We start from the raw sequence: 12955 nt of genomic DNA, 5'->3' as shown, positions 1-12955 counted from the left end.
TGCCGGCCTGCCCAGTGCGGCGCCGCCCTCTCGTGGCAGGAAGGGTCGAAGACGAAATGGGTCCAGCGGGCAAGAAGCCGTCCCCCGATCTGGCTTTCGGTCAGGGACCATACCAGCCATCCGGATTGTCGGCCGGGCTGTGGCGAGCCCGTGACCAGGCCGGGTCCAGCCGGTGAAACGGCCTGCGGACGGCATGCGCGAATCGCGTAGATTTCGGGGGTGACGGCCGGGCCCCGCGCCCGCCGTACCCGCACCACACCGGAAGGGCGTACAGCGAGATGAGCCAGGACCATCTGCGGGAGGAGGTGCTGACCGCACGGCGGATCGTGGTCAAGGTCGGCTCCTCCTCACTCACCACGGCAGCCGGCGGCCTGGACGCCGACCGCGTCGACGCCCTGGTGGACGCCCTCGCCAAGGTGCGCAACCGCCCCGAGGCGCCGGAAGTCGTCCTCGTCTCCTCCGGCGCCATCGCTGCCGGGCTCGCCCCCCTCGGCCTGGAGAGGCGGCCCAAGGACCTGGCCCGACAGCAGGCCGCCGCCAGCGTCGGCCAGGGACTGCTGGTCGCCCGGTACACCGCCTCCTTCGCCCGGTACGGCATCCGGGTCGGCCAGGTGCTGCTCACCGCCGAGGACGCCAGCCGGCGCGCGCACTACCGCAACGCCTACCGCACCCTGGACCAGCTGCTGGCGATGGGCGCGATGCCGATCGTCAACGAGAACGACACCGTCGCCACCGCCGAAATCAAGTTCGGCGACAACGACCGGCTCGCCGCGCTGGTCGCCCACCTCGTCCGGGCCGACCTGCTGGTGCTGCTCTCCGACGTGGACGGCCTCTACGACGGCGACCCGTCCCGCCCCGGCACCAGCCGGATCGCCCGGGTGGACGGCCCGCACGACCTCGACGGCATCGAGATCGGCAGCGCCGGCAAGGCCGGAGTCGGCACCGGAGGCATGGTCACCAAGGTCGAGGCGGCCCGGATCGCCACCGGCGCGGGCATCCCGGTCGTGCTCACCGCGGCCAGCCAGGCCGCCGACGCGCTGGCCGGCCGCCCCACCGGCACGCTCTTCGCGCGCACCGGCGCCCGCACCTCCGACCGGCTGCTCTGGCTGGCCCACGCGAGCAGCCCGCGCGGCACCCTGCACCTGGACGCGGGCGCCGTCGAGGCGGTCGTCTCCGGCGGCGCCTCGCTGCTGCCGGCCGGGGTCACCAAGGTCGACGGGGACTTCGCCGCGGGTGATCCGGTGGACCTTCTTGCCGAAAACGGCCACATCGTGGCTCGCGGACTGGTCAACTTTGATGCGAGGGAGTTGCCCCGCCTGCTCGGCCGGTCCACCCGCGACCTGGCCCAGGAGTTCGGCGCCGCGTACGAGCGCGAGGTCGTCCACCGCGACGACCTGGTCGTTCTGCGCGGCTGACCGGCCCGCAGGCCGGCACCGGCCGCCGGCCGATCGGCGCAGCGCGGACGACGGGCCGCTCCGTACCGGGAGCGGCCCGGCCACGGGCGAGGAGGGACGCAGCCGTACCGGTCGGCCGAGGGCCGGCGGGGACGGTGGGGGACGACAGGACATCGCCGAACAGGAGGCCGCCGGTGGAACGCAGGCGCGAGGCAGCGCTGACCGGAAGGACGGCGGGCCGGCGGCTGACCAGCATCGACGGCGGACGCGGGGACGCCCCCGCCGAGCCGGCCGGTCCGCCGCCCCAGGGGCCCGGCGAGGCGCGCAGGGTGCGGCCGCAGCGCACGGACTCCGCGCAGCCGCCCACCGTGCCCGAGCAGGCGCGGCTGTGGCACGTGGTGCTGAGCGTGGCCGGGCAGGTCACCCCGCTGACCTCGCTGCGCGCCTCACTGGAGCGGCTGGCGCACGACCACTCGTTCTTCCTGACCGCCCGCTACGCGGCCGACCACGCGGAGATCCGGTACTGGGAACAGGCCCGGGACCTGCACGACGCGGCGGCGATCGCGCTACGGCTGTGGGGCGAGCACAAGGTCACCGCGAACCTGCCGCCGTGGGAGATCGTCGGGCTGGAGGTCGTCGACCGGGCGACCTACCACAAGCGGGTGGCCGAGGGCTTCGGCAACCCGACGCCGCACCTGGGCGGGGTGCACCCGTACTGAGCCGGTCGCCGTCCGGGCGGCTGCGGCCCCGCCGGGTCGGGTCGCAGGGTCGGGGCGCGGCCGGGTCGGGGCGCGGCCGGGTCGGGTCGCAGGGGTCGGGCCGCAGCCGGGTCGGTGCGCGGCCGCACCGGGGTCTCGCGGTGGTGTCTCACCGGCCGAAACGGCGCCCGGGCGGGGCGGGCGCAGTCGCTACCCTTGGTGGCATGACCAGCGATCTCCCCACCGCCGACAGCCCCGTCCTCGCCGTAGCGCGCCGAGCCCGGGAGGCCGCCGCCGCGCTCGCCCCGCTGCCGCGCAGGGCGAAGGACGCCGCGCTGCTGGCGATCGCGGACGCCCTGGTGGCCCGCAGCGCCGAGATCGTCGCGGCCAACGCCGAGGACGTGGCCCGGGCCCGGGAGGCCGGGACGGCCGAATCGGTGATCGACCGGCTCACCCTCACCGACGAGCGGATCGCCGCCATCGCCTCCGACGTGCGCGACGTCGTCGGCCTGCCCGACCCGGTCGGCGAGGTGGTGCGCGGCTACACCCTGCCGAACGGCCTGGACGTCCGGCAGGTCCGGGTGCCGCTCGGCGTGGTCGGCATCATCTACGAGGCCCGGCCGAACGTCACCGTGGACGCCGCCGCGCTCTGCCTCAAGTCCGGCAACGCGGTGCTGCTGCGCGGCTCGGCCTCCGCCTACCGCTCCAACACCGCGCTGGTCGCCGTCCTGCGGGACGCCGTCGCCGCGGCCGGGCTGCCCGCCGACGCGATCCAGCTGGTGCCGGGCGAGAGCCGCGACTCCGTGCAGGAACTGATGCGCGCCCGCGGCCACGTCGACGTGCTGATCCCGCGGGGCGGCGCCTCGCTGATCCGCACCGTGGTCGAGGGCTCGACCGTGCCGGTCATCGAGACCGGCACCGGCAACTGCCACGTCTACGTGGACGCCGAGACCGACCTGGCGATGGCCGTCGGCATCCTGCTGAACTCCAAGGCGCAGCGGGTCAGCGTCTGCAACGCGGCCGAGACGCTGCTCGTCCACCAGGACGTCGCGGACGCCTTCCTGCCGCTCGCGCTGGCCGCCCTGGCCGAGGCCGGGGTGACCGTGCACGGCGACGAGGCGGTGCTCAAGGCCGCCGAGGGCGGGCCGGCCACCGTGGTGCCCGCGACCGACGAGGACTGGGGCGCCGAGTACCTCTCGCTGGACCTGGCCGCGGCCGTGGTGCCCTCGCTGGAGGCCGCCGTCGAGCACATCCGCCGCTGGTCCTCCGGCCACACCGAGGCGATCGTCACCACCTCGCAGGCCGCCGCCCGGCGCTTCACCCGGCTGGTCGACTCCACCACCGTGGCCGTCAACGCCTCCACCCGTTTCACCGACGGCGGTGAGTTCGGCTTCGGCGCGGAGATCGGCATCTCCACCCAGAAGCTGCACGCCCGCGGCCCGATGGGCCTGCCCGAGCTGACCAGCACCAAGTACATCGTCACTGGTGACGGCCACGTCCGCGGCGAGGCGACGCAGACCGTCGGCGGGGCCCCGGCCGCCCGCTGAGCGCGGCGGGCGGCCGGGCCGTCACACGGGTGACGGACCAACTGCCGGGAGCCACAGACAAAACGCCCGGCCGGTAATACGCTGAATCCGTGGCTGAGGATGTGGGGGGCTTGCCGTACCCCGACGGCGCCGACCACGGTGGTGCGGACGACGAGTTCGCCACCGTGGTCTTCGATGAGGCCTTCGTCCGGTCCGCCGCCGTGCACGAGCCGACCGCCAAGGAGCGGCGACTCGCCGCCGCCGAGGCCCGGTTCGAGTCGGACGGCGCGGGACCGGGGTGGGGCCATGACGTCCAGGCCGGTGACGGGCTGCCGCTGGAGCTGCGCCCGTACCCGACCGGACTCGACGCGGACCACCTCTACCCCGACCCGTGGTCGGGCCCGGGCCGGCCGGTCGGCCGCCAGGGCCGGCGCCGGTGGCGGCGCGGCTACGACCCGGTGCGCGCCCGCGGCCGGTACGTCGCCCAGCAGCGCTGGCACCGGCCGGTGGCCTGGGTGCTCGCCGTGATCATGGGCGTGAGCCTGGTGGCGGTCGCGGTCGCGGCGATCTACCAGGGCGTGGGCGGCTCCCCGGGCGCGCCCCGCAGACCGCAGTCCGGGAGCAGCAGCGCCGGGGTCGACCCGCGGCCGGCCGAGCCGTCGCCGGCGGTCACCGCACGCGCGGGCTAGCCGCTGCCGCGATCGGTCACCGGCTCGGATGCCGCGCGGGCGTACGCCCCCGGGCGGCCTGTCACGGAGCGTCCCCGGGAATCTGCGCACGGGCCCTCGTGGAGGCGCGGGCGTCCGCCTACCCTGGTGTTATGGGTGACCCGCGAGAGCCTCCTGAGGGTACGCCCGAGGGCGGTTCCGGCAACGAGGACGAATTCCGGTCCGTCGTGTTCGACGAATCGTTCGTCCGGGCTGCCCGGATCCAGGAACTGTCCGCCCGGGAGCGGCTGGCCGGCTCCTTCGGCAAGGCCACCCGGCACCGGGTGCGGCTCGGCCGGCTGGGCACCGTGCCGCGCCAGGCGCTCGCCCTGCTGCTGCTCATCCTGCTCGCCTTCGGGGCCGCGGTGTACTTCGGGATCAGCTCGCCGAAGGGCCTGCCGGCCCGGCCCGAGGGCAGCCAACTGACCGTCAGCCTCGTGGCGTTGAGCCCGGCTTCGGCCGTGCACCCGGTGGGCGACCCGGCCGACCCGTTCGCCGCGCTGCCGACCGGGTACGGGGACGGCGCGACCGGGCTGAACACCCCGGCCGGCGCCTCCACCGAGCACTTCAGCCGGGTCGAGGTGACCAAGGCGCTCGACACCGTCCAGCGCTACCTGGTCGCCTCCTCGCTCTCCCCGGCCGCCCTGGTGCAGGGCGCGACCGCGGACGTCCGCTCCTTCATCACCCCCGGTGAGCAGGCGGAGTTCGACGCGAGCGTGACCCAGCCGGTGGACGACCGGCACCACGCGACGACGGGCTGGGTGGTGCGCTTCGACCCGGCGCAGGTCGCGCTGGCCTCCGACACCGTGAAGGTGGTCGGCGCGATGCGGATCGACGACGTGGACAGCGGGACTCTCCAGATCACCACCGACCACACCTTCGTCTACGCCCTGAAGCCCGCCGGAGCCCCGGCCGGAGCACCCGTCACCCTGGAGACCGTGCGGCGGCAGCTCACCTTCCAGTTCGACCGGGTCGACCTCGCCTCGGCGCAGCTGCGGCTGGTCGACTCGGTGCTGCAGGCCGGACCGGAGCCCTGCGGCACCTCGATGGCGGGCTTCCTGCAGCCGGTGCTGGCCACCGCGCAGGGCACGGCCGTCGCGCCGCCGGGCGCGATCGACCCCGGCAACCACGCGCGGCCGGCCTGGCAGGTGTGCGGAGTGCTGGCGGGGAGCTGACGACGCGCGGACGGCCGGCGACCCGGGGCGGGTCGCCGGCCGTCGGCAGCCTCGGCGGGCCGTTCGGCCGGCAGGGCTCAGGGGGCGGCGGTCGGGGTCAAGGGTTAGCCGTCGCCGCGGTCGTTCGAGCCCGTCGAGCCGTTCGAGCCGTTCGAGCCGTTCGCGGCGCCGCGGGCGGCGCCGGTGAAGGTGTCGCGGAGCTTGCCGCCGACCGTCGCTGCGCCGCCGGCGACGTCCCGCAGCAGGCCCATCAGCGGGTCCTTGCTCTCCTTCACCGAGGTCGTGTAGTGGTCGGCCGCAGCCTTCCACTGCTCGCCGACCGAGGCGTCCGGGTCGTCCGCGCGGCGCGGGTAGGCACCCGCCGTGATCGAGCGGTACTCGTCGCTCTCCGCCCACTTCTTCAGCTGGGCGACCCGGACCACCGCGAACGGGTGGGTCTGCGGCAGCACCTGCAGCAGCTTGAGCACGCCGTCGCGCAGGTCGCCGGCCTTCTCGTACTCCTCGGCCTGCTCGAGGAAGGCATCGACGTTCATCTCGGCCAGGTTGTGCCCGCCGGCCAGCTTCATCAGGGCCCGCATGGACGCCTGGAGGTCCTGCCCGGCGAGCAGGCCCGCCCGGTCGCTGGACAGCTCCGCCTTGCGGAACCACTCCTTGAGCGCGGTGATGACGGCGGTGATCGCCAGGTTGCCGAGCGGCACCCAGGCGATCCGGGTGGCGATGTTGGTGAGGATCATCAGCATCGTCCGGTAGACCGCGTGGCCGGACATCGCGTGGCCGACCTCGTGGCCGATGACCGAGCGCAGCTCCTCCTCGTCGAGCAGTTCGACCAGGCCGCTGGTGACCACGATGATCGGGGTGTCGATGCCGATGGTGAACGCGTTGACCGTCGGGTCCTGGGTCACGTACAGGTCCGGGACCTGCTCCAGGTCGAGGACGTAGGCGGCGTCGCGCACCATGCCGTACAGCTCGGGGAACTGGCGCTCGGAGGTCTTCACGGCGGTGGCCAGGAACATCAGCCGGATCGCGCGCTCGGAGACCAGGCCGGCGAGCTTCTTCAGGATGTCGTCGAAGCCGGACAGCTTGCGCAGGGCGACCAGCGCCGAGCGGTCCGCCGGGTGCTCCCAGGCCCGGGTGGAGATGCCGGGGAAACGCTCGCGGCGGCGGCTCGGGGTCTTCGCGGTCGTGTCGGTCATGGTCTGGGTACCTCCTGGTCGACGGCGGCCCGGGCCCGCTGGCCGGCCCCCCGCTGGTCTTCGCCTGCAACGACTGTCTGTGCAACGTCCGCGGTTGCGTACTCGTCCCCGGGCGCGGCGTACGGGCGGGCCCGGCCACGCCACAGGGGCCGGTGGAGGGTGCCGGTGTGAGGCCGGTTTACCCTGAATGCCCTGGACGACCGAGACCGGACCCGGCCGCGGTACCGAGCAGTTCGAGGAGCCCCGCAATGTCCACCGACACGCTTGTCAGCCTGGCCGCGCCCATCTCCGACGAGGCCGGCCCGGGCCTCTTCCTGCGCATCATCGTGGTCGCCTCCTTCGTGGGCATCGGCCTGCTGGTCTGGGTCATGGCCCGCGCCTTCCGCGGCAACTAGAGCGGGAAGCGGCACGCGTCCGCTCACGGCCGGTCAACGGCGGTGGGCCGCCGAGCGGTTGCCGCGCCACCCCCCGTACGATGGCGGGTGGGCCCCCGACGGCCCGGAACAACCCCCTGGTCCGTTCACCGAGCCGAGAAGGTCCCGCCGACCATGAGCACTGCCGCCGCACTTCCCGTTCTGAACCTGCTCGCCGAGGGCGAGGGGGGCAACCACGACAGCCTGAACCCGCTCCTGACGGGTGGCGCCGCCCTGGTGATCCTGCTGCTCCTGCTCTTCGTCACCACCCGCTTCAACCGGGACCGCTGAGCCCGCTCCGCGGACCGCCAGGGGAGCGTCCGGCCACCGGCCGGCCGCTCCCTCACGCATCTGCGGACAACCCCCACCCGGGCGTTCCCGCACCGTAACGGGCGTCGCGTAAGGTGTGGCGGCATGGGAGAGCAGGCCGGGAATCCCGGCGGACCGGTACCGGTGAAGAAGCGCCTCGGCGTGATGGGCGGCACCTTCGACCCGATCCACCACGGCCACCTGGTCGCCGCCAGCGAGGTGGCGAGCGCGTTCCACCTGGACGAGGTGATCTTCGTCCCGACCGGACAGCCGTGGCAGAAGAGCGACCGCCACGTCACCCCGGCCGAGGACCGCTACCTGATGACGGTCATCGCCACCGCCGAGAACCCGCAGTTCTCGGTCAGCCGGATCGACATCGACCGCGAGGGCCCGACCTACACCGTCGACACCCTGCGCGACCTGCACGCCCTGCACCCGGACGCCGACCTCTTCTTCATCACCGGCGCCGACGCGCTCGCCCAGATCCTGTCCTGGCGCGACTCCGACGAACTCTTCTCGCTGGCCCACTTCATCGGATGCACCCGCCCCGGGCACACTCTGTCGGACGCCGGGCTCCCGGTGGGCGGCGTCTCCCTGGTGGAGGTCCCGGCACTGGCCATCTCCTCCACGGACTGCCGCAACCGGGTCGCCAAGGGCGAGCCGGTCTGGTACCTCGTCCCGGACGGCGTGGTCCGTTACATCGACAAGCGGGCGCTGTACGCGCCGCGCGGGACCTGAGCCGGGAGCGGGGCAGTGAGCGAGCGAAGCGAGGTGGGCGGATGAGCGATCGCAACGGCGGACAGCAGCCGGAGGACTGGTCCACCGGGCAGTACCAGCAGCCGTACCAGGCGTACCGGCACCCGCAGCACCAGCAGCAGTACGAGTCGTACGAGCAGCCGCAGCAGTACGACCAGTACGGGCAGCCGGTGTACCAGCAGGAGCCGTACGGGAACTACCAGCAGCAGGGGCAGCAGGGGCAGCAGGGGAACGACGGGTACGAGGGGTACCAGCAGGCCGGGCAGTTCCCGCCGCAGCAGTACGACCAGTACGACCAGTACGGGCAGCCGCAGCAGTACGACCAGTACGGGCAGCCGGTGTACCAGCAGGAGCCGTACGGCGGCTACCAGCAGCAGGCGTACCAGGGGAACGACGGGTACGACGGGTACGAGGGGTACCAGCAGCCGTACCAGGCCGCTGCCCCGGTCGCTGCCGAGCCCGTCGTCGCCGAGCCCGTCGTCGCCGAGCCCGTCGTCGCCGAGCCGCGGCCGGAGCCCGCCGCGCCCGTGCCACCGCGCCCCCGGGCGCCCCGGCCCGCCGCGGAGGCGGCGCCGGCCAAGCCCGCCGCGCCGTCCGAGCAGGTCGCCGGGGCGCGCTCCGGCAAGGCCGGCAGCAAGACGCCCAGGGACAGCTACACCACGGGCGAGTTCACCTTCGTCGACGAGGAGGCGGAGGAGACCGAGGACGTCATCGACTGGCTGAAGTTCGCCGAGTCCCGCAGCGAGGTCCGCGCCGAGCGCCGGCGCAAGCTGCGCAACCGGCTGATCGGCCTCGGTGTGGTGGTGGCGCTCGCCGCGGGCGGCGTCGGCGGCTACCTGTGGTTCACCGGCGGCAAGCCGACCGCGGCCGGCGCGGCCGGCGGCCGGCAGGTCAACGTCGTCCACCTGCGCGACCTGCAGGGCAAGGTGTCCAGCGCGCTGCTCGTCGACGACGCCTCCGGCAAGAAGGGCACCGTGCTGCTGCTGCCCGACAACCTGCGGCTGCCCAACCCCGGCGACCCGCCGGTCACCACCGTCGGCCAGGCCATGGACACCATCGGCGCCTCGGCGACCCGCGACGGCCTGTCCACCGTGCTCGGCGCCCCGGTGGCCGGCACCTGGCGGCTGGACACCCCGTACCTGGAACTGCTGGTCTCCCAGCTCGGCGGCGTCCGGGTGGACACCAACGCCGAGACCCACGAGGGCGGCAAGCCGGACGGCAAACTGCTCTCGGCGGCCGGGAAGAACACCATGCTCAGCGGGAAGGCCGCGGTCGCGTACGCCACCCTGCAGAACCCCGGCGAGAACCGGGACGCCCAGCTGGCCCGGTTCGGGCAGGTCATGGACGCGGTGGTGCGCACCATGCCGACCGAGTTCAAGGACGCCAAGGACGACGTGCACCGGATGAACGCGGTGCTCGACCCGTCGCTGCCCGAGGACGCCCTCGCCGGGGTGCTCGCCCAGCTCGCCCAGCAGGCGAAGGACGGCCACTTCGGCACCACCGCGCTGACCGTCAAGCCGGACGGCAGCCTGGACGAGGCCACCGCGGGCAAGCAGGTCAAGGACGTGCTGGGCGGCGCCGTGAAGTCCGCGACCGGCGGCACCGCCCCGGCCCGGGTCGCGCTGCAGGACGCCAGCGGCAACGACGCGGCGGCGGCCGCGGCGCAGGTCCAGATCGTCAACTCCGGCCTGACCTTCATCCCGGGCGGCGCCAAGACCGCCGCGCAGACCGCCAGTGAGATCCGCTACACCGACGACGCCCGCCAGGGCGCCGCGAAGTCCCTGGCGACCAGTCTCGGCCTGCCGGACTCGGCGGTGAAGAAGGTGACCGGCGACACCCAGAACGCGGACCTGCTGGTCGTGCTCGGCAAGGACTACCAGGCACCGAAGACCCAGTAGCCGGGCACGGGGCGGTCCGCCGGGTGGCGGCCCCAGCCCGGGAGGCCCGGCCACGGCGGCCGGGCCCGGGGCGGCGCGGCGCCCGGCCGGCCCCGGAAAACGGTTCCGGGCCCGCCCGGGCGGCGTGAGATCCTGGAAGGCGACCCCGGCCACGTGCCGGGTCGCCGCCCCAAGCCGCCGAGCCGGAAGAACACCGTGACCGTCACCGACCACAGCCAGCAGCTCATCACCGTCGCCGCCCAGGCGGCGGCCGACAAGCTCGCGCACAACATCATCGCCTTCGACGTCAGCGAGGTGCTGTCGATCACCGACGCCTTCCTGATCGCCTCCGCGAACAACGACCGCCAGGTCCGCTCGATCGCCGAGGAGATCGAGGACCAGCTGCGCGAGCAGCTGGACATCAAGCCGGTGCGCCGCGAGGGCGAGCGCGAGGGCCGCTGGATCCTGCTCGACTACCTCGACATCGTCGTGCACGTCCAGCACTCCGAGGAGCGCTCCTTCTACTCGCTGGACCGGCTCTGGAAGGACTGCCCCGAGCTGCCGCTGCCCGAGGACGCCGTGGCCTCGCGCAACCGCCCCGACGCGCACACCGACCAGGCCGGCAACGCCGTCGCCCCGGCCGACGACTTCGGCAAGCCCGAGGACCTGCACTGAGCCGCGGCGCGCGAGGCCCGCGCATCGTCTTCTGGCGGCACGGCCAGACCGCCTGGAACCTCGAATCGCGCTTCCAGGGCACCACGGACATCGAGCTGACCGGCCAGGGCGTTCTGCAGGCCCAGCGGGCGGCCCGGCTGCTCTCCGGGCTCCGCCCCGACCTGCTGATCTCCTCGGACCTCAAGCGCGCCCGGCGCACCGCCGAGGAGCTGGCCAAGGTCACCGGGCTCGACGTGACCCACCACGAGGGCCTGCGGGAGACGTACGCGGGCTCCTGGCAGGGCCTGACCAACGCGGAGATCCGCGAGCGCTACCCGGAGGAGTACGCGGCCTGGGCGGTCGGCGAGCCGGTGCGGCGTGGCGGTGGCGGCGAACTGGCCACCGAGGTCGCCGACCGCTCGGTGCCCGTGGTCCTGGAGGCCGCCGCCAAGCTGCCGGAGGACGGCACCCTCGTCGTGGTCAGCCACGGCGGGACGATCCGCACCATGCTCGGACGGCTGCTCGACCTGGAGCCGGTCCGCTGGGAGTGCTTCGGCGGGCTGTCCAACTGCTGCTGGTCGGTCCTCGGCCAGGGCGCACGCGGCTGGCGCCTGCTGGAGCACAACGCGGGCACGCTGCCGCAGCCGGTCATCGGCGACGACACCTGAGCGGTTCCGGCAAGCGTGGCCGAGGTGTCGCGGTGGGGGTGGCTGGACTGTCCCGGTGGGGGCGGTCGAGCTGTCCCGGCCGGGTGGCGGCCCGGTCCGCGGATCCTGCGGGTGCTGTGGCGTGCTGTTTCGTGCTGTGGCGTGCGGAGGCGTGCTGCGAGGTCCTGCGGGGTCCTGCCGGGCGTGCTGCGGTGCGGTGCCGGGGCGGGCTGCGGGTGCGGCGCGGTGCTGCCGGCGGGCCTCGAAGGGGCGGATTTCGCAGTTCCGGGCCTGACCAGCTAGAGTCTTCCTCGTTCGCACAGAGGGAACGCGGCCCGGAAGGGAAGCGGGAAACCCGGTGAGTGCGGGGCTATAGCTCAGTTGGTAGAGCGCTTGCATGGCATGCAAGAGGTCTGGGGTTCAATTCCCCATAGCTCCACTCCGCATCGGCGGTCGTGGTCAGCCAGGGTCGTCCGTGTCGCGGGGCTATAGCTCAGTTGGTAGAGCGCTTGCATGGCATGCAAGAGGTCTGGGGTTCAATTCCCCATAGCTCCACAGCAGTTCGGGAGGCCGTCACCCATCGGGTGGCGGCCTCCCGGCGTTCCGGCCCCACGGCCCCGCTACTCGCAGATGTGCGTCCACCCGCCCGGCGGCAGCGAGTTGAGCCGCTCCACCCGCTCCCGGTCCTCCGGCCCCACCGGCACGTACACCACGATGTAGCACTCCGGCACGCCCGGCATCGTCAGATAGGTGGCGTTCAGCCGCAGCACCCCGACCTCCGGGTGCCGGAACAGCCGCAGCCACGTCTCGGGCGGCGCGACCTCCTGGCGGTCCCACAGCTCCCGGAACAGCTCGCTGCGCGTCGACAGCCGCTGCACGTGCTCCTCCCAGGCCGGCTCGCCCACGTGCTTGCCGTAGGCCGAGCGCAACACCGCCACCATCCGCGGCAGCGCCTCGTCCCGGTTCTCGCACGGGTTGCAGCAAGCCGGAGCGGTCAGCATGCACCACAGGCTGTTGAAGGCCACCCCCCGGGACGGGCGCATCCGCTCGGTGCCGAACAGCGAGCGGTACGGCCCGTTGTAGCTCAGCACGTCGAACCGGGTGTTGGAGACCGCCGCCGGCATCGGCGCCAACGAGTCAAGGATCACCTGGATCGACGGGCTCAGCTCCGGCGCAGCCGACCGCGCCTGCCGCGACGCGGACACCCCGGCCAGCCGGAACAGGTGCTCCCGCTCGGTGCCGTCCAGCCGCAGCGCCCGCGCCACCGCCAGCAGCACCTGCTCGCTCGCATTGATGGGCCGCCCCTGCTCCAGCCACGTGTACCACGTCACCCCGACCCCGGCGAGCTGCGCGACCTCCTCGCGCCGCAGCCCCGGCGTACGGCGGCGCAGCCCCGGCGGCAGCCCCACATCCTCCGGCGAGACCCGCGCCCGGCAGGCCTTCAGGAAGCGGGCCAGCTCTGTACGGCGGCGGTCGCGCCCGCCCGCGGCAGTGGGCTGTTCCTCCAGGACGGTCATGGCCACCATCGTGCCGCAGGCCCGGCAGGCGATACAGGTGCTGCCAGTACCAGGATCAGCAGGCTCTAACCACCAGTACCGGCACGGCC

Annotated in this window: 13 protein-coding genes and 2 tRNA genes; 13 read left to right on the top strand and 2 right to left on the bottom strand. The window is 73.7% G+C overall.

The features are described from left to right. The first annotated feature begins 278 nt into the window (after nt 1-278). The 5 genes from proB to IF30_RS0107510 all read left to right on the top strand — a co-directional run bounded on the left by proB (nt 279) and on the right by IF30_RS0107510 (nt 5500). The gene (gene proB / locus IF30_RS0107530; protein WP_051709414.1) at nt 279-1415 is read left to right on the top strand and encodes a glutamate 5-kinase; all 1137 of its coding nucleotides are present in this window, start codon (nt 279-281) and stop codon (nt 1413-1415) included. Nucleotides 1416-1588: 173 nt separating this feature from the next. Beyond that, a complete protein-coding gene (locus tag IF30_RS0107525; protein WP_030233746.1) occupies nt 1589-2113 on the top strand; it encodes a hypothetical protein in 525 nt (174 codons plus the stop codon). A gap of 203 nt (nt 2114-2316) precedes the next feature. Continuing rightward, entirely contained in the window at nt 2317-3639 is a 1323-nt protein-coding gene (locus tag IF30_RS0107520; protein ID WP_030233743.1) for a glutamate-5-semialdehyde dehydrogenase, read from the top strand. 89 nt (nt 3640-3728) lie between these two features. After that, nucleotides 3729-4307 (top strand): hypothetical protein, encoded by a 579-nt coding sequence (locus IF30_RS0107515; protein ID WP_030233740.1) that lies wholly within the window; start codon nt 3729-3731, stop codon nt 4305-4307. Between the two features lie 131 nt (nt 4308-4438). Continuing rightward, on the top strand, nt 4439-5500 hold the full coding sequence (locus IF30_RS0107510; RefSeq protein WP_030233739.1) for a hypothetical protein: 1062 nt from the start codon (nt 4439-4441) through the stop codon (nt 5498-5500). 104 nt (nt 5501-5604) lie between these two features. On the opposite strand, the gene IF30_RS0107505 is transcribed toward IF30_RS0107510, so the two are convergent. Beyond that, nucleotides 5605-6693, bottom strand: coding sequence for a M48 family metallopeptidase (locus tag IF30_RS0107505; RefSeq protein WP_030233736.1), 1089 nt, complete (start codon nt 6691-6693; stop codon nt 5605-5607). Between the two features lie 248 nt (nt 6694-6941). Here IF30_RS0107505 and IF30_RS47565 point away from each other — a divergent pair, with 248 nt between their 5' ends. The 8 genes from IF30_RS47565 (at nt 6942) to IF30_RS0107465 (ending at nt 11904) form a co-directional block, all read left to right on the top strand. Next, complete coding sequence (locus tag IF30_RS47565) at nt 6942-7088, top strand: hypothetical protein (RefSeq protein ID WP_158834816.1); 147 nt, start codon at nt 6942-6944, stop codon at nt 7086-7088. A 153-nt stretch (nt 7089-7241) separates the two neighbouring features. After that, nucleotides 7242-7397, top strand: a complete 156-nt coding sequence (locus tag IF30_RS48565) for a hypothetical protein (protein WP_167344219.1) — start codon at nt 7242-7244, stop codon at nt 7395-7397. Between the two features lie 123 nt (nt 7398-7520). Beyond that, nucleotides 7521-8153 carry a nicotinate-nucleotide adenylyltransferase gene (gene nadD, locus IF30_RS0107490; RefSeq protein ID WP_030233732.1) on the top strand — a complete coding sequence of 211 codons (633 nt, stop codon included), beginning with the start codon at nt 7521-7523 and terminating at the stop codon, nt 8151-8153. 41 nt (nt 8154-8194) lie between these two features. Then, complete coding sequence (locus IF30_RS0107485) at nt 8195-10069, top strand: LytR C-terminal domain-containing protein (RefSeq protein ID WP_037899242.1); 1875 nt, start codon at nt 8195-8197, stop codon at nt 10067-10069. A gap of 195 nt (nt 10070-10264) precedes the next feature. Beyond that, nucleotides 10265-10723 carry a ribosome silencing factor gene (rsfS, locus tag IF30_RS0107480; protein WP_030233727.1) on the top strand — a complete coding sequence of 153 codons (459 nt, stop codon included), beginning with the start codon at nt 10265-10267 and terminating at the stop codon, nt 10721-10723. Next, nucleotides 10720-11370, top strand: a complete 651-nt coding sequence (locus IF30_RS0107475) for a histidine phosphatase family protein (RefSeq protein ID WP_030233723.1) — start codon at nt 10720-10722, stop codon at nt 11368-11370. The genes rsfS and IF30_RS0107475 overlap by 4 nt, the downstream gene beginning before the upstream one ends. A gap of 345 nt (nt 11371-11715) precedes the next feature. Continuing rightward, nucleotides 11716-11788: transfer RNA gene (locus IF30_RS0107470), tRNA-Ala, on the top strand. Nucleotides 11789-11831: 43 nt separating this feature from the next. Further along, a tRNA-Ala gene (locus tag IF30_RS0107465) sits at nt 11832-11904 on the top strand. A gap of 65 nt (nt 11905-11969) precedes the next feature. Here the strand turns inward: IF30_RS0107465 and IF30_RS0107460 are convergent. After that, nucleotides 11970-12866 (bottom strand): helix-turn-helix transcriptional regulator, encoded by an 897-nt coding sequence (locus IF30_RS0107460; RefSeq protein ID WP_107054342.1) that lies wholly within the window; start codon nt 12864-12866, stop codon nt 11970-11972. Nucleotides 12867-12955 lie beyond the last annotated feature (89 nt).

It is taken from the genome of Streptomyces sp. NRRL S-350, from assembly GCF_000719705.1.
GTDB lineage: Bacteria > Actinomycetota > Actinomycetes > Streptomycetales > Streptomycetaceae > Kitasatospora.
Note: the sequence above shows the minus strand (reverse complement) of the source record. Positions and strands in the feature narration are given on the sequence as shown.